16 protein-coding genes and 1 tRNA gene are annotated in these 14982 nt (G+C 68.7%); 11 read left to right on the top strand and 6 right to left on the bottom strand.

The features are described 5' to 3' along the window. Window positions 1–85: 85 nt before the first annotated feature. The 5 genes from ACH46_RS16715 (at window position 86) to ACH46_RS16695 (ending at window position 4382) form a co-directional block, all read left to right on the top strand. On the top strand, window positions 86–1174 hold the full coding sequence (locus tag ACH46_RS16715) for an enoyl-CoA hydratase/isomerase family protein (protein ID WP_062393920.1): 1089 nt from the start codon (window positions 86–88) through the stop codon (window positions 1172–1174). Between the two features lie 25 nt (window positions 1175–1199). After that, window positions 1200–1976 (top strand): enoyl-CoA hydratase, encoded by a 777-nt coding sequence (locus ACH46_RS16710; protein ID WP_062393919.1) that lies wholly within the window; start codon window positions 1200–1202, stop codon window positions 1974–1976. A gap of 4 nt (window positions 1977–1980) precedes the next feature. Continuing rightward, window positions 1981–2655, top strand: a complete 675-nt coding sequence (locus ACH46_RS16705; protein WP_062393918.1) for a TetR/AcrR family transcriptional regulator — start codon at window positions 1981–1983, stop codon at window positions 2653–2655. 46 nt (window positions 2656–2701) lie between these two features. Continuing rightward, window positions 2702–3358, top strand: a complete 657-nt coding sequence (locus ACH46_RS16700) for a PaaI family thioesterase (RefSeq protein WP_062395556.1) — start codon at window positions 2702–2704, stop codon at window positions 3356–3358. 112 nt (window positions 3359–3470) lie between these two features. Further along, window positions 3471–4382, top strand: coding sequence for a DUF559 domain-containing protein (locus ACH46_RS16695; protein WP_062393917.1), 912 nt, complete (start codon window positions 3471–3473; stop codon window positions 4380–4382). Between the two features lie 61 nt (window positions 4383–4443). Here the strand turns inward: ACH46_RS16695 and ACH46_RS16690 are convergent, their stop codons facing one another. Both ACH46_RS16690 and ACH46_RS16685 read right to left on the bottom strand, forming a co-directional pair. Then, on the bottom strand, window positions 4444–5691 hold the full coding sequence (locus tag ACH46_RS16690; protein ID WP_062393916.1) for a saccharopine dehydrogenase family protein: 1248 nt from the start codon (window positions 5689–5691) through the stop codon (window positions 4444–4446). Between the two features lie 60 nt (window positions 5692–5751). Next, window positions 5752–6369 carry a class I SAM-dependent methyltransferase gene (locus tag ACH46_RS16685; RefSeq protein WP_062393915.1) on the bottom strand — a complete coding sequence of 206 codons (618 nt, stop codon included), beginning with the start codon at window positions 6367–6369 and terminating at the stop codon, window positions 5752–5754. 65 nt (window positions 6370–6434) lie between these two features. On the opposite strand from ACH46_RS16685, the gene menD reads away from it, so the two are divergent. Genes menD through ACH46_RS16670 form a run of 3 tightly spaced genes read left to right on the top strand, consistent with a single transcriptional unit; the run spans window position 6435 to window position 9275 of the window. Continuing rightward, a complete protein-coding gene (menD, locus tag ACH46_RS16680; RefSeq protein WP_062393914.1) occupies window positions 6435–8126 on the top strand; it encodes a 2-succinyl-5-enolpyruvyl-6-hydroxy-3-cyclohexene-1-carboxylic-acid synthase in 1692 nt (563 codons plus the stop codon). Further along, window positions 8123–8551, top strand: a complete 429-nt coding sequence (locus ACH46_RS16675; RefSeq protein WP_062393913.1) for a DUF3592 domain-containing protein — start codon at window positions 8123–8125, stop codon at window positions 8549–8551. Before menD ends, ACH46_RS16675 begins: the two co-directional genes overlap by 4 nt. Window positions 8552–8561: 10 nt before the next feature. Next, window positions 8562–9275 (top strand): demethylmenaquinone methyltransferase, encoded by a 714-nt coding sequence (locus ACH46_RS16670; RefSeq protein WP_062393912.1) that lies wholly within the window; start codon window positions 8562–8564, stop codon window positions 9273–9275. 50 nt (window positions 9276–9325) lie between these two features. Here the strand turns inward: ACH46_RS16670 and ACH46_RS16665 are convergent, their stop codons facing one another. Next, window positions 9326–10585 (bottom strand): geranylgeranyl reductase family protein, encoded by a 1260-nt coding sequence (locus ACH46_RS16665; protein WP_062393911.1) that lies wholly within the window; start codon window positions 10583–10585, stop codon window positions 9326–9328. 100 nt (window positions 10586–10685) lie between these two features. Between ACH46_RS16665 and ACH46_RS16660 the strand changes: the two genes are divergently transcribed. Next, a complete protein-coding gene (locus ACH46_RS16660) occupies window positions 10686–11705 on the top strand; it encodes a polyprenyl synthetase family protein (protein WP_062393910.1) in 1020 nt (339 codons plus the stop codon). A 122-nt stretch (window positions 11706–11827) separates the two neighbouring features. Next, a complete protein-coding gene (gene htpX / locus ACH46_RS16655; RefSeq protein ID WP_062393909.1) occupies window positions 11828–12697 on the top strand; it encodes a zinc metalloprotease HtpX in 870 nt (289 codons plus the stop codon). Between the two features lie 447 nt (window positions 12698–13144). Here the strand turns inward: htpX and ACH46_RS16650 are convergent, their stop codons facing one another. The 3 genes from ACH46_RS16650 to ACH46_RS16640 form a co-directional block, all read right to left on the bottom strand. Then, window positions 13145–13624 (bottom strand): hypothetical protein, encoded by a 480-nt coding sequence (locus tag ACH46_RS16650; RefSeq protein WP_062393908.1) that lies wholly within the window; start codon window positions 13622–13624, stop codon window positions 13145–13147. A 1-nt stretch (window position 13625) separates the two neighbouring features. Further along, window positions 13626–13835 carry a helix-turn-helix transcriptional regulator gene (locus ACH46_RS16645; protein ID WP_062393907.1) on the bottom strand — a complete coding sequence of 70 codons (210 nt, stop codon included), beginning with the start codon at window positions 13833–13835 and terminating at the stop codon, window positions 13626–13628. Between the two features lie 415 nt (window positions 13836–14250). Continuing rightward, the gene (locus tag ACH46_RS16640) at window positions 14251–14742 is read right to left on the bottom strand and encodes a YajQ family cyclic di-GMP-binding protein (RefSeq protein WP_062393906.1); all 492 of its coding nucleotides are present in this window, start codon (window positions 14740–14742) and stop codon (window positions 14251–14253) included. Window positions 14743–14867: 125 nt separating this feature from the next. Here ACH46_RS16640 and ACH46_RS16635 point away from each other — a divergent pair. Further along, window positions 14868–14948, top strand: a tRNA-Tyr gene (locus tag ACH46_RS16635). The last annotated feature ends 34 nt before the right edge of the window (window positions 14949–14982 follow it).

The raw sequence follows: 14982 nt of genomic DNA, 5'->3' as shown, positions 1-14982 counted from the left end.
TTCTGTCCGTCCAGTTCGGATGCTAACTTCAGAAACTGAGTGCTACTCACTTTCGAGAATCTGACGAGCGAACGTAGGAGAAGTAGTGACGGACAAGCCGGTCTTGGTGTCGGTGGACGGCGGCGTCGGACGGCTGGTGCTGAACCGGCCCAAGGCGATCAACGCGCTGAACGACGAGATGGTCGACCTGATGGCGACGGCGCTGCGCGCCTGGCGTGACGACGACGCGATCACCGCAGTGGTGCTGTCCGGCGCGGGGGAGCGCGGCCTGTGCGCGGGCGGCGACATCGTGTCGATCCACCGCGACGCCAAGGCGCTGTCGGAGGCCGGTGCGGACGACGCCGCAGCGGCGGCCTGCCCGTCGGCCGTCTTCTGGCGTGAGGAGTACCAGCTCAACTCCGAGATCGCGAAGTTCCCCAAGCCGTACGTCGCGCTGATGGACGGCATCGTGATGGGCGGCGGCGTCGGCGTCTCCGCGCACGCCAATACCCGCATCGTCACCGACACCACGCGCCTCGCGATGCCCGAGACCGGCATCGGCTTCGTCCCCGACGTCGGCGGCACCCACCTGCTGTCGCAGATCGCCGACCACCTCGGCGTGTACCTAGGTCTCACGGCGGCCTCGATCAACGGTGCGGACGCCATCGCGCTCGGCGTCGCCGATCACTACATCCCGTCGGCCGACCTCGACGCGTTCGTCGCCGCGATCGCCGCCACCTCGGTCGACGAGGCGATCGCGCAGTACGCGCAGACCCCGCCCGAGTCCGCGCTCTTCGCGCAGCGCGACTGGATCCGCGAAGCCTTCGCCGCCGACACCGTCGCCGAGATCGTCCGCCGCTGCGAGGCCGTCGACCCGTCGTCGCCCCACAAAGCTGCTGCGGACAAGGCCGCGTCGACCCTGCGGTCCAAGAGCCCGACCACCCTCGCCGTCACCCTACGCACCCTGCGGGAACCGCTGCCGACCCTCGACGAGGCTCTGCATCGCGAGTACCGCGTCTCGCTGCGGTGCGTCCGGGGCCACGACATGGCCGAGGGCATCCGCGCGCAGGTGATCGACAAGGACCGCAACCCCTCGTGGAACCCCGCGAGCATCGACGCCGTCACAGCCGCCGACGTCGACGCCTACTTCGCACCCCTGCCCGACGGCCTCGAACTGACGATCGTCGAACCCTGACCCGCCACCGAACGGAGAACCCCACATGACCGAATACCAGACCATCCTCACCGAGACCGACGGCCGCGTCGCCGTCATCACCCTCAACCGCCCCAAGGCGCTGAACGCCCTCAACACCGAGCTGATGGGCGAGGTCGTGGCCGCCGTCCGCGGCTTCGACGTGGACCCCGGCATCGGCGCCATCGTCATCACCGGCTCGGAGAAGGCCTTCGCGGCCGGCGCCGACATCAAGGAGATGCAGTCGAAGGGCTTCGCCGACGTCGTCACCGAACAGTTCTTCGGCGCCTGGGACGAGCTCTCCCGCACCCGCACCCCGATCATCGCCGCCGTGTCCGGCTACGCGCTCGGCGGTGGCTGCGAACTGGCGATGCTCTGCGACATCATCATCGCCGGCGAGAACGCCCGCTTCGGCCAGCCCGAGATCAACCTCGGCGTCATCCCCGGCATCGGCGGTTCCCAGCGCCTGACCCGCGCCGTCGGCAAGGCCAAGGCCATGGACCTCATCCTCACCGGCCGCCAGATGAAGGTCGACGAGGCCGAGAAACTCGGCCTCGTCTCTCGCGTGGTCCCGACCGAGGAGGTCGTGTCGACGGCCCGCGAAGTGGCCGCGACCATCGCGAGCAAGTCGTTCATCGCATCGTCGTACGGCAAGGAGGCCGTCAACCGCGCGTTCGAGTCGGGACTCACCGAGGGCGTCCGCGCCGAGCGGAGCCTGTTCTACTCGCTGTTCGCCACCGCCGATCAGACCGAGGGCATGAGCGCCTTCGCTGAGAAGCGCGAACCGAACTTCTCGCATCGCTGACCGCATGACGGAACGCGCGAGTGGTGGCTCCAAGAGCGAGCGGACGCGGGCGACGGTCCGCGCCGCCGCCGCGGAGTGCTTCGCGCTGTCCGGATTCCAGGCGACGACGACCGCGGAGATCGCGCGCCGTGCGGGCGTCTCCGAGGGCACCGTCTTCCTGCACTACACGAACAAGCTGGGCCTGCTGACCGCCGTCACCCGCGAGTTCTACGACCGCCTGCAGCGGCAGGGCGAGGCGGCAGTCACCGGTGACGGGACGCCGACCGACCGGTTGCGTCGCTTGGTGGCCGACTGGTGCTCGATGATGGCGCAGAAATGGGATCTGGTGCAGGCGTACGTCCATGCCGCGCAGACGTCGCCGGGCACCGAGCTCGCCGACGTCGTGATCGAATCGAACCGTCGGTACACGCGGCTGTACACCGGCGTCATCGACGAGATGAAGGCGTCCGGTGAGTTGGACGCGGCCTTCCCGACATCCCTCGCGCGCGACATGATCTTCGGGACGCTGGAACACAGTGCGCGCGGTCAGCGCTATGGCGGCCGGCCGGTCGACACCACCGACGTGGGACGCCAGCTCGTCGACCTGCTGGTCGGCGGACGGTCGTCGGCCGCGGAACAGCGGCTGACGCGCATCGAGACCAAGCTCGACCTGCTCCTGGAAAACCGGGAGCAGCAATGACGTGCCGACGGCAGTGGCGGCCGGAGGTGAGGAAGACGGTGATCCGATGAAGGGTGCCCCCGACCAGCAGTGGAACGTGCCCGCGGGCGAGAACTCGCAGCACGAGGGTGGATTCCGCGCCGACCTCGCGGTGACGACCGAACGCGGTGGGCCGACGTACGGCGAGATGATCGAGCAGGTCCGGCTGTTCATGGACAAGGTGCGCTACGCGAGTCCCACCCCCGCGCTGGCCGACGAGGTGATCGAGGACCTCAAGAAGCTCAACGCGAAGCTCGACACCATGCTGGTCGACGAGTGGACCTCCCCGTCCGGCACGCGCATCGACCTGCCGTCGCGCGGCAACATCACCCTGCCGCCGTACGAGATCCGCGACGGCGGCCCCGACGGCGTCGACGCGACCGTCACCTTCCGACCCTTCCACCTCGGTGGCAACGGGGTGGCGCACGGCGGTCACGTCGCGATCGCCTTCGACGACCTCGGCGGCATGGCGGCCGCGCTGAAGTTGGGCGGCGTCGCCCGCACCGGCTACCTGACCGTCAACTACCGCTCGCTGACTCCCCTGCAGAAGCCGCTCGCCCTGCGCACCTGGGTGGAGCGCTTCGAGGGCCGCAAGTACTTCGTGCGCGGCACCCTGCACGACGGCGACCGTCTCTGCGCCGAGATGGACGCGTTGTTCATCGCGCTGAAGCCGGGACAGGCGTAGAAGTTCATCCACCTGAGAACGATGGCTACGGGACCGGGCCCCAGACCCGGTCCCGTAGCCATCGTTCGGCGTGTCGTGGAACCGAACTCGGAGTCCCTGCGTCCAATCTCATGTGAGAGAGACGAAAACGGACGAAACGCGGCCGGATCTGGCCGTTGCGCGCTACCTCGCAGACCACGACGGGGTGATCACCGGTGCGGCGGCCCGCACGCTCGGCCTGACCGAGCATCGTGTTCGGCACCGCATCGAGTCCGGTCTGTGGAGCGCTGAGGCGCGAGCCGTCTACCTGTCGGCCGAGCACAACCTGACCGACGCCGCGCAGGTGCGGATCGCGGTTGCTGCGCACCGCGGAATCGCAGACCGTACGACAGCCGCCTGGTGGCACGGGTTGCTCGACGAGCTGCCCAGCCCGCTGACCGTCTCGGTGCCCCGGTCCACACGGACAGAACAGCGATTGAGTTTCGCGGTGCAAGCCAAACGCCGGACCTTCCCTTCCGAGGACCTGACTGTGGTTCGGGATCTACCGGTGACCGACCTCCCGTTGACGGTGTTGCAGGTCGCTGCCGAGCATGAGGACGGGATCGCGATCATGGACCGTGCACTGCAGGAGCGGCGTGTCCACCTGGTCGATCTGCGTCGAAGTCTCGAACGCAATGCAGGGTCCTTCGGGATGCGGCGGGCACGGTTTCTCCTCGAAGCCGCAGAGGACCCGTCGGAGTCGGTGGCCGAGCGGCTGTTCGCGAAACTGTTGCGCGAGCATCAGATCGACGGCTGGTTCCAACAGATCCCGTTCGGCGACTACGAATTGGACTTCGCGTGGCCGCAGGAACAGATCAGCGTCGAGATCCACGGATGGAAGTTCCATAAGCAGCACGACCGCTGGAACAGGGACCAGAAGAAGGCGAATCAGCTCGCGCTGATGAGCTGGCTGCCGCTGAGTTTCAGCTGGGCGCGGCTCACCACCGAACCCGACGAGTGCATGAGGGAGCTGATCGAGGCGATAGAGCTCCGCCGGGCAATGTGACGCGGGAACGATGGCTACCGGACCGGGTCTGGGGCACGGTCCGGTAGCCATCGTTTCGCGGTCAGGTCAGTTCGTGCGCCTCGACGACGAAACCGGCGGCCTGGAGGCGGTCGATGAGGACATCGCCCATCGCGACGGCCGGAGTGAGGACGCCTGCGCGATCGGGGAGATCGTCGCGGTCCAGGGCCAGCGCCAGGGCGCTCTCGCCGAGCATGACGGCGGTCGCCTTGTAGCCGGGGTCGCCGTGGGCGCGCATCTGCGAGCGGTAGCGGCGGCCGCTGGTGGTGGTCGTGAACGTCTGGGTGACGAAGTTGCCGGTCTCGCGGCTCTTCTCGCTGGGCCCGGTGCCGGGCTTCGGGAGAACGAAGTCCAGGACCTTACGAGTGGGGGCGAAGCTCATGGCGCCGAGGAAGGCGCCGGTCCCGACCGTGACGACGCCCGCGAGCGCGGCCGACAGCCCGGGGACGCCGCCGACCGACATCGTCTCCTGATAGCGGAAGCCGTCGCCGTACGCGCCGTCGAGCAGGTAGTTGGAGCGGCGGACGACGCGCGTGTTGTACGAGGACATGAAGAACGGCGCCAGGGTGCCGCGAAGGCTCGGATCGACCTTCTTGGCGTCGACCGGGGTGATGTCGCTGGGCTCGGAGTTGATGCCGACCCGCGGGGTTTCACCGGAACCGCCGGACAGGGCCTGCGGGTTCAGCAGCAGGCGGCGGGTCTCGGAGTCTTTGGCGAGCTCGGAGATCACCCGGACCGAGTCGAGCGTGCCGCCGGAGACCCCGCCGCGCAGCGAGGTGACGACCATGGTGGTGTCGGTCATCTCGCCCGCGCCGTCCTCGGTGATCGCACGGTGCAGCAGGTAGGCGCCCAGGTCGGACGGGACCGAGTCGAAACCGCAGGAGTGGACGATGCGCGCGCCGGAGACGGCGGCGAGCTCGTCGGCCTTGTCGACGGAGTAGCGGACGAACGGCACCTCGCCGGTGAGATCCACGTAGTCGGTGCCGGCGTTGGCCGCGGAGATCACCAGATTCTCGCCGTACCTGAGGTACGGGCCGACAGTGGTGCACACGACCTGCGTGCGCGCACACATCGCGTCGAGCGAGGCGGGGGAGTCCGAGTCGGCGACGATCAGGGGCCAGTCGCGGGCGTTCTCGCCCAGCCGTCGTCGAACCGCGGCCAGCTTGGTCTCCGACCGACCGCCGAGGCCGATGCGTGTGCCCGCCGGCGCGTGATCGGCCAGATACTGGGCGGTCAGCTCACCGACGAATCCCGTTGCTCCATAGACGACGACGTCCAACTCGCGACTCATGGTGTCGACCCTACTGGCAAGTCGGGCGAGATGGTGACACAGCCCGCTGTGTCTTTCGAGCTACCGGGGATTTCGGGCGTACCCCAGCGAGAACGCGGAGAAGGTCTTCGGGACGGCGCCGTAGAAGGTGTCCAGGTGGACGATCTCCCAGCCGGCGTCGGTGATGAGCGACGGAATGTCGCGCGTCAGGTGGCAGCCGCCGCCGATCCGCTTCTGCAGCGGTTCGAGCCTGCGTTGCCAGCGGCGGACGCTGTCGTCGGGAGCGTCGCCGTGCTCGAGGAACGCGAAGACGCCGCCGGGTTCGACGACGCGTCGGAGTTCGCCGAGGGCCGCGGGCAGGTCGGGGATGGTGCACAGGGTGAAGGTGGAGAGGGCGGAGTCGAAGGAGTCGTCGTCGAAGGGGAGGTGTTGGCCGTCGAGCCCCGACCGAGTAATCGGGATGCTCGACGCCGCGACCCGCTGCGCACCGAGGCGCCACCCGCCGTCGCTCGGTTCCACGGCGGCGACGCGCGTGACCGCGGGCGGGTACTGGCCGACGTTGAACCCGGAGCCGAAGCCGATCTCCACCACCGCGCCGGTCAGCGGCTCGCAGACGCGGCGTCGGAGCTTGTTCATCGCGGGCATGCCGCAAGTCTTGGTGATGATCCGGGGCAGAACACGATCGTCGTAGAAGCCCATGGCATCGACTCTAGTGCCGGGGTGCGAGCGGCGTCTCACCGTCGTGGACACATAGTGTCTACGTCATGAATCCGTCCACCCTGCAGGCGCGCGTGATCGTCGACGAGATGATCCGCGGCGGCGTCACCGAAGCCGTCCTCTGCCCGGGCTCCCGCAATGCTCCGCTCGCGTTCGCGCTGCACGCGGCCGACGCGCAGGGCCGCCTCCGCCTGCACGTGCGGATCGACGAACGATCGGCGGGCTACCTGGCGCTGGGCCTCGCCGCGGCGAGCCGGCGGCCGGTGCCGATCGTGATGACCTCGGGAACCGCCGTCGCGAACATGGGGCCCGCGGTGTTCGAGGCGAACTACGCGCGGATCCCGCTGGTGGTCGTCAGCGCCAACCGCCCGTACGAGCTGCTCGGCTCCGGCGCCAACCAGACCATCGAGCAGTTCGGCATGTTCGGCACGCAGGTGCGGGCCGCCATCAGCCTGGGGCTGGCGGCAGAGAACCTGGACACCAACTCGCAGTGGCGGTCGGCGGTCGGCCGCGTGCTCGCCTCGGCCCGGGGCGCCCGGACCGGCAACGCCGGGCCGGTCCAGTTCGACATCCCGCTCCGCGAACCGCTGGTCCCCGACAGCGGCGACCTCCCCGACACAGATCTCGCGGTGATCGACGGTGGACGCTTCGCCGGTCGTCCGGGAGGGGCGCCGTGGACCTCCGCTCCGGTCGGCAGGCTCGACATCCCACTCGAGATCGACCTGTCGCTTGACACGGTCGTGGTGTCCGGCCACGGTGCGGGCGTGCATCCCGAGCTCGCGGCTCTGCCGACCGTCGCGGAGCCGACCGCACCGCACGTGCAGAATCCGCTGCACCCCCTCGCCCTCGGAAAGCTGGCGCCGCAGCAGGCGATCATCTGCGGCCGCCCCACCCTCCACCGCTCGGTGTCGCGGTTGCTCGCCGATCCGGCGGTCGACGTCTTCGCCCTCACCACCGGACCGCGCTGGCCGGACGTGTCCGGCAACGTGTACGCGACCGGCACCCGGGCTGTCGCGACCGCACCGCCGCGGCAGGCGTGGCTCGACGGGGCGGCCCGCTTGAACTCCGAGATCGTCACCGCCGTGGCCGACGAGCTCGCCGACTCCCACGAGGCGACCGGCATGCACGTCGCCGCGGTCGTGGCCGCAGCACTGGCGCCCGGCGACACCCTGATGGTGGGGGCGTCGAACCCGATCCGCGACGTCGCGCTCGCCGGGACCGTCGCGGACGGCGTCCACGTGATGTCCAACCGGGGGGTGGCCGGGATCGACGGCACCAACGCCACCGCGATCGGCGCGGCGCTCGCCCGCACCGACGGTCGGACGGTGGCGCTGATGGGCGACCTCACCTTCATCCACGACGCCACCGGACTGATCATCGGACCCGATGAACCCCGCCCCGCGGACCTGCGGATCGTGGTCGCCAACGACGACGGCGGCGGCATCTTCGGCCTACTGGAGCAGGGTGATCCGCGATTCGCGCGCGACGCCTACCTGGGCGTCTACGACCGCATCTTCGGCACTCCTCACCGCACCGATCTCGAGGCGATGTGCGCGGGCTTCAACATCGGGCACCGTCGGGTGAGTTTGGTCGAACTGCCCGCCGCGCTCGCCGAACCGCCGCACGACGGCGGGATCGAGGTCCTGGAGGTCCGCACCAACCGGGAGGGGCTGCGCAGTCTGCACGCCCGGATCAGCGCTCGACTCGACGCCGGCCCCGGCTATCCTGGTCAGTCATGACCCGGACAGTGCAGCGGCGGATCCAGATCGCCCTCGCAGTGCTCGGCGTGCTGGTCGCTCTGATCGGGACGGTGATCATCGCCGGCGCCTACCGCAACGACGCGAAGATCAACGCCAACAAGGCCACGGCCGTCGCCGACGTGATCTCCGCCGACCGCCTGCACGCGGCGGTCAACTTCGTCACGCCCGACGGCGTGCTGCGCAACCCGAAACTCGGACTGCTGTACCCGACCAATCTCTCGACCGGGCAGCGGATCCTCGTCGACTACGACGCCACCGACCCCGACAACCTGGCACGGCCGGTCGGTCGTGACGCGAGCCTGTCGGTGGTCCCGGCCCTGTCGGTGATCGCCGCGGGCTGGGCGTTGGTGATCGTGCTCATGCTGGGGGTGGCCGAGACCGGTCGACGCTCGCGACGCGATTAGCATTGCCTGCATGACTGACAGCAGCGACCCCGGAACCCGCGCCAGCCTCGAGAAGGACCCGTCGGAGGTCGCCGAGATGTTCGACGGCGTCGCTCGCCGCTACGACATCACCAACACCGTCCTGTCCTTCGCGCAGGACCGCCGGTGGCGCCGCAACACCCGCCGCGCCCTCGACCTGAAGCCGCGCGACATCGTCCTCGACCTCGCCGCGGGCACCGCGGTCTCCACCGTCGAGTTGTCGGCCTCGGGCGCCACCTGCATCGCCGCGGACTTCTCGCTCGGCATGCTCCGCGCGGGAGCCGACCGGAACGTCCCGAAGGTCGCCGCCGACGCGCTGCACCTGCCGTTCGCCGACGCGTCGTTCGATGCGGCCACCATCTCGTTCGGACTGCGGAACGTCGCCGACGTCCCCCTGGCGCTGTCGGAGTTGAACCGCGTCCTCAAGCCCGGCGGCCGCGTCGTGATCTGCGAGTTCTCGACGCCCACCGCGCGGCCGTTCCGCACCGTGTACATGGAGTACCTGATGAAGGCGCTGCCCAAGGTCGCGACCACGGTGTCGAGCAACCCGGCGGCCTACGTGTACCTCGCCGAGTCGATCCGCGCATGGCCCGACCAGGCCGGGCTCGCGAAGCTCATCGGCGAGGCCGGCTTCTCCGACGTCTCCTGGCAGAACCAGACCGGCGGGATCGTCGCGATCCACAAGGGGATCAAGAAGGTCAGCTGAACGGTGAGTTGAGCCGGATGCTCAGCTGAACGATGAGTTGAGCCGGATGCTCAGCTGAACGGCGGGCGGTCCTCCAGGCCCGCGGTGACGCGGCCGGCGCTGCGCCAGGCGCGGGCGATGAGGTCCGAGTCCTCGTCGGTCAGCAGGTTGCCCATCACTCGCACCACCGTGGACATCAGCTTCGGCGACCGGATGCCCGGCCGACCCAGCAGTGGAACGGTCTGCGGCACCGTCAGCAGGCCCGCGGCACGACGGGCCGCGGCGAACGAGGTCCCGTACTCGGCGCGCAGGAGTGCAGGCCAGGCGGCGGAGTAGTCGTTCTCGGCGTCGAGCATCTCGACGGCCGACTTCGCGGTCTCGATCGCGTAGTCGATGCCCTCGCCGTTGAGCGGGTTGACGCACGCGGCGGCGTCGCCGATCAGCATCCAGTTGGCGCCCGCCACCCCGGTCACCGCGCCGCCCATCGGCAGCAGCGCCGACGCGACCCCGCGGGGCTTCGACGTGAGTTCCCAGTCGCCCGCGACCATCGTCGCGTAGTGCTCCAGGATCGGGCGCAGCGCCATCGACGCGGGTCGCTTGTCGGTGGCGAGCGCGCCGACGCCGACGTTCACCGTTCCGTTCCCGAGGGGGAACACCCAGCCGTACCCGGGCAGCAGCGCGCCGTCGGGATCCCGCAACTCCAGGTGCGAGCCCATCCACTCGCTGTCCGCCCGGCCCGAATCCACGTACGAGCGCGCCGCCACCCCGAATGCGGTGTCGCGATGCCAGGTCCGGCCCAAGGAGCGTCCCAGCCCCGACCGCACACCGTCGGCGACGATCACATCTCGCACCCGGATCTCGTGACGCTCACCGTCGCGGACCACCGTCACCGATTCGACGCGGCCGCCCACCAGGTGCGCGCCGATCGCCTTGGTGCCCGACACCATCCGGGCGCCCCGCTCGACGGCGAACCGGCGGATCGCATCGTCCAACTCGACGCGGGCGATCGCACTGCCGTACGGACCGAACCGGTTCGCGCCAGGCCAGTCGACCCGCTGTTGCCGACCCCACCCGTTGAGCTCCAGGCCGCGGATGCGTGGGCGGTCGTCGAGGAGGCCGCCCATGCCGAGTTCGGTCAGGCCTGCGACCGCCCGCGGCGTCAGGCCGTCACCGCAGGTCTTGTCCCGCGGAAAGACCTGCGCATCGAGCAGGACGACGTCGCGACCGCGTGCTGCGGCACGGGCCGAGGCCGCCGCACCCGCGGGTCCGGCGCCCACCACGAGAAGGTCGGCGGAATCTCCAATGGCCTCGCCGGGCGTTGCGCTGGTCACCCGACCAGTATGTCGGGTGACCGGAGCGGTTACGCTTCTGGTGCCGCAGAACGACGAATCAGCGACGTTCAGCAAACACCGATGGGATTGGGCCAGAAACGTGAAGTCCACTTTTGCCGGACTGGATCTCGGGACCGGAGAGTTCGCCGGTCAGCTGCAGCAGGCGCTGCAACGCGTCGAGGACCTGCTGATCAGTGAACTGTCGTCCGGGGACGACATCCTGGTCGAAGCCGCCACCCACCTGGCCAAAGCCGGTGGCAAGCGCTTCCGACCCATGTTCGCGATCCTCGCCTCGCACTTCGGGCCAAACCCGGCCAGCGACGAGGTCATCACCTCCGCCACCGTGCTCGAGATGACCCACCTCGCCACCCTGTACCACGACGACGTCATGGACGACGCCCCGCTGCGCCGCGGCGCACTCAGCGCCAACGCCCGCTGGTCCAACTCCATCGCCATCCTCGCCGGCGACTTCCTGTTCGCCCGCGCCTCCCACCTCGTGTCGACGCTCGGACCCGAAGCCGTCCGGATCATCGCCGACACCTTCGCAGAACTCGTCACCGGCCAGATGCGCGAGACCGTCGGCGTCACCAAGGGCGGCGACCCCATCGAGCACTACCTCAAGGTGGTGTGGGAGAAGACCGGCTCGCTCATCGCGACCGCAGGGCGCTTCGGCGCCTACACCGCGGGCGCCGACGAACAGACCGTCACCACGCTCGCGCGGCTCGGCGACGTCGTCGGCACCGCCTTCCAGGTCTCCGACGACATCATCGACATCGCCTCGGTGACCGACGACTCCGGCAAGACCCCCGGCACCGACCTTCGCGAAGGCGTGCACACCCTGCCGGTCCTCCTCGCCCTCACCGGCGACGGACCCGACGCGGCACGCCTCCGCGAACTCCTCGTCGACCCCGAGACCGGCACCCCGCGCGCCCTCACCGACGACGCCGAAGTCGACGAAGCGCTGCACCTGCTCGTCGACTCGTCCGGCATGAAGGAAGCGCAGGCACGCCTCGAAGCGATGGCCGACGAGGCACGCGGCCTCCTCGCCGGGCTCCCCGCCGGACCCGCCAACGACGCCTTCAGCGCCCTGGTCCGCTACACCGTCGACCGCGTCGGCTGATCGGACGACGGCGTATCGTCGCCGGGGAGACATGTCCGAGTGACGACGATTACGCCAGGAACTTCCGAGCCTCCCTGGTGCGTTGACCACTGTGAGTAACTGATTTCTGACAGTGAGGTGCCATGCATTTCAACGGCCTGAAGACGGCTGCGCTGATGGGTCTGATGTCGGCGGTGATCGTCGGCATCGGCGCCATGTTCAACAACCCGACGATCCTCTGGTTGTCGGTGCTGTTCGCCGTCGGCACCAACGCTTACGCCTACTTCAACAGCGCCAAACTCTCACTGCGCGCCATGCACGCGCAGCCCGTCACCGAAGTTCAGGCGCCCGAGCTCTACCGCATCGTCCGCGACCTCGCGACCCAGGCGCACCAGCCGATGCCCGCGCTTTACATCAGCCCCACCGAATCGCCCAACGCGTTCGCGACCGGCCGCAACCCCAAGAACGCCGCCGTCTGCTGCACCTCCGGGATAATGGAACTCCTCGACGAACGCGAACTCCGCGCCGTCCTCGGCCACGAGCTCTCGCACGTCTACAACCGTGACATCCTCATCAGCTCCATCGCCGGCGCCATGGCCGCCGTCATCAGCGGCCTCGCCAACATGGCCATGTGGATGGGCATGTTCGGCGGCAACCGAGAGAACGGCCCCAACCCGCTCGCGATGATCCTCATCTCGCTCCTCGGCCCCATCGCCGCCATGGTGATCCAGATGTCCGTCTCCCGGTCCCGCGAATTCCAGGCCGACCAGTCCGGCGCCGAACTCACCGGCGACCCCCTCGCCCTCGCGTCCGCCCTCCGCAAGATCTCCGGCGGCATCCAAGCCGCCCCGCTGCCCCCGACCCCCGACCTCGCCAACCAGTCGCACCTGATGATCGAGAGCCCGTTCCGCTCCGGCGAGAAGCTGTCGCGACTGTTCTCGACGCATCCGCCGACCCAAGAGCGGATCGCTCGTCTGGAGCAGATGGCTCGCGATGGGGGTCAGCGGTACTGAGTCTCGGCCCGCTCCGGCTGCGTTTTGCCCCGGTGCGGCGGCGGGACCTGAGCGCTCGGTTTCCGCGCTAGTCCTCGCTCCTCGCCCTTTGGGGCTCGTCGCTGCGGAGGGCGCGGAACTCCGAGCGCTCAGGTCCCGCCGCCGCGCCTCGTTCCTCGTCGTCGCGCGCTGAGTTCCGTTCCGTTGTCCCCGGCGGCCACGGCGCCGCGCTTTCCTTAGCGCTTTTTTGCCCAGCGTTGTGCTGTTCCGGTGTTGCGGTGCGGTGGGCGGTTGCACCCGAAGGGGTTGCCGCACCATCTGTCGACCAGCGGCACCACTTGTGGCTCCCGCACTCAGTCGCGACCGAGTGCGAGAAACACAAGTGGTGCGACTCACCTATAAGTGGTGCGGGGAAGGCTGCCTCGTCCGGCGAGCTGCCGACTTCAGCCTTCGATCCAAGGGAGTGGACTAGTCGTCGGTGGCCTGCTGTTGCTTCTTGCGCTTCGCGGCCCAGCGGCCGGCCGCGATGGCGGTCAGGGCGCCTACGACGCCTCCGGCGACGGCTCCGCCGACGCCGCCGTCGGGGTTGAGCTTCGCGATCACCGCGGTGGCCATCACGACCGCGCAGGCGCCGAAGTAGATGCCGGTCAGGGCGACGCGGAGCCACGAGTCGCCGCCGTAGGCCAGGGTGTTGGCGTCGACGCCGAGCGCCCTGCAGTACCGCTGCCACTCCAGAGACGGGATCAGCAGCGCGAGGAACAGCGCGATCGTCACCCACGCCGGAACGAACCACGCGGCCGCCGCAGCCAGGGTCCACAGCAGGACGTTCGCCAGGATGAACACGTAGGCATACGCCTGGAGCATCACGGATCGTTCGCGCTCGTCGCCCCACGAGTCGTCGGTGTCGGCCAACAGCAGCGCGGGGATCGTCTTCGCTCGCGGTGTCATGTCACTGCTCCTCGGGTAGGGGAAAAAGCTCTTCGACGGAACTGTCCAGTGCCCGGGCGATCCGGATCGCCAGATGGACCGACGGCGCGTAGTCGCCGCGCTCCATCGAGACCACGGTCTGCCGACTGACGCCGACCGCCGCCGCGAGATCCGCCTGCCGCAGCCCGGCTCGACCGCGTGCCGCCTTGACGGGAGATGGTGCTTCGGACATGTCAGAAGTCAAGCCGACTTGTCACGAGATGTCAAGGCAGCTTGTCATGGGATGTGGCAGGCGACCCAGCCTGTGGCGGCCTCGATGCGCAGGCTCGCAAGCTCGCGTGCTTACTCGACCAGCGTGGGTGGTAACGGAGCCCTCCATGCAGGTCGAGTAAGCGAGGAGCGGAGCGACGAGCGCATCGAGGCCGCCGCGGGCTGGAAGCAAAACGCCCAGGAGGCTGAGTCACTCGCAGTGGGAACAGAAAAGACGCAGCGACGACAAAACCGCAACGAAAAGCGGAGTCGGGGGTCGGCTGAACGGAGTTCCTCGCCCTCCGCAGCGACGAGCCCCAAGGGCGAGGAGCGAGGACTAGCGAGGAAACCGTTCAGCCGACCCCCGACTCCGCGGGCGCTGATGGGAAGGAGAAGAACTACCGGTAGTTCACGAACTGAAGAGCAATGCCGAAATCTTCGCCCTTCAACAACGCAATGACCGCCTGGAGGTCGTCGCGCTTCTTCGACGAGACGCGGAGTTCGTCGCCCTGGATCTGCGCCTTGACGCCCTTGGGGCCTTCGTCGCGGATCTTCTTGGAGATCTTCTTGGCGTGGTCGGAGTCGATGCCCTGGACCAGTTCGCCGGTGATCTTGAAGGTCTTGCCGGAGCCGACGGGCTCGCCGGCGTCGAACGCCTTGAGGGAGATGTCGCGGCGGATCAACTTCTCCTTGAACACCTCGAGGCCCGCGAGGGCGCGTTCCTCGGCGTCGGAGGAGATCACGATCTTCTCCTCGCCGGACCAGTCGATGGTGGTGTTGGTGCCGCGGAAGTCGTATCGCTGCGAGAGTTCCTTGCCGGCTTGGTTGAGGGCGTTGTCGACCTCCTGGCGGTCGACCTTGCTCACGACGTCAAACGAAGAATCAGCCATGTCCTCACACTATCAGTGTCCTGAGCAGCCAATTTGCATGTACCGGGGGAGGACGTTGTATTCTGATTCCCGTTGCTTTCACGAGCCGTCGGGACTGGTCCCGGTGCGTTCGCGATAGTTGACACGGCAGATTGCCCGAGCGGCCAAAGGGAGCGGATTGTAAATCCGTCGCGCAAGCTACGAAGGTTCGAATCCTTCATCTGCCACCGCGAGATCGACACAGATGAACATGGACTTGAC

Origin of the sequence: Gordonia phthalatica, assembly GCF_001305675.1 — a bacterium.
Classification (GTDB): Bacteria; Actinomycetota; Actinomycetes; order Mycobacteriales; family Mycobacteriaceae; genus Gordonia; species Gordonia phthalatica.
This window is presented reverse-complemented; position numbering and strand designations above follow the sequence as displayed.

Coding starts and splice junctions, on each gene's coding strand:
- menD (WP_062393914.1), top strand. CDS start 6,435: ATGAATCCGTCCACCCTGCAGGCGCGCGTGATCGTCGACGAGATGATC.
- ACH46_RS16705 (WP_062393918.1), top strand. CDS start 1,981: ATGACGGAACGCGCGAGTGGTGGCTCCAAGAGCGAGCGGACGCGGGCG.
- ACH46_RS16645 (WP_062393907.1), bottom strand. CDS start 13,835: ATGTCCGAAGCACCATCTCCCGTCAAGGCGGCACGCGGTCGAGCCGGG.
- ACH46_RS16685 (WP_062393915.1), bottom strand. CDS start 6,369: ATGGGCTTCTACGACGATCGTGTTCTGCCCCGGATCATCACCAAGACT.
- ACH46_RS16675 (WP_062393913.1), top strand. CDS start 8,123: ATGACCCGGACAGTGCAGCGGCGGATCCAGATCGCCCTCGCAGTGCTC.
- ACH46_RS16670 (WP_062393912.1), top strand. CDS start 8,562: ATGACTGACAGCAGCGACCCCGGAACCCGCGCCAGCCTCGAGAAGGAC.
- ACH46_RS16700 (WP_062395556.1), top strand. CDS start 2,702: ATGAAGGGTGCCCCCGACCAGCAGTGGAACGTGCCCGCGGGCGAGAAC.
- ACH46_RS16640 (WP_062393906.1), bottom strand. CDS start 14,742: ATGGCTGATTCTTCGTTTGACGTCGTGAGCAAGGTCGACCGCCAGGAG.
- ACH46_RS16710 (WP_062393919.1), top strand. CDS start 1,200: ATGACCGAATACCAGACCATCCTCACCGAGACCGACGGCCGCGTCGCC.
- ACH46_RS16690 (WP_062393916.1), bottom strand. CDS start 5,691: ATGAGTCGCGAGTTGGACGTCGTCGTCTATGGAGCAACGGGATTCGTC.
- htpX (WP_062393909.1), top strand. CDS start 11,828: ATGCATTTCAACGGCCTGAAGACGGCTGCGCTGATGGGTCTGATGTCG.
- ACH46_RS16650 (WP_062393908.1), bottom strand. CDS start 13,624: ATGACACCGCGAGCGAAGACGATCCCCGCGCTGCTGTTGGCCGACACC.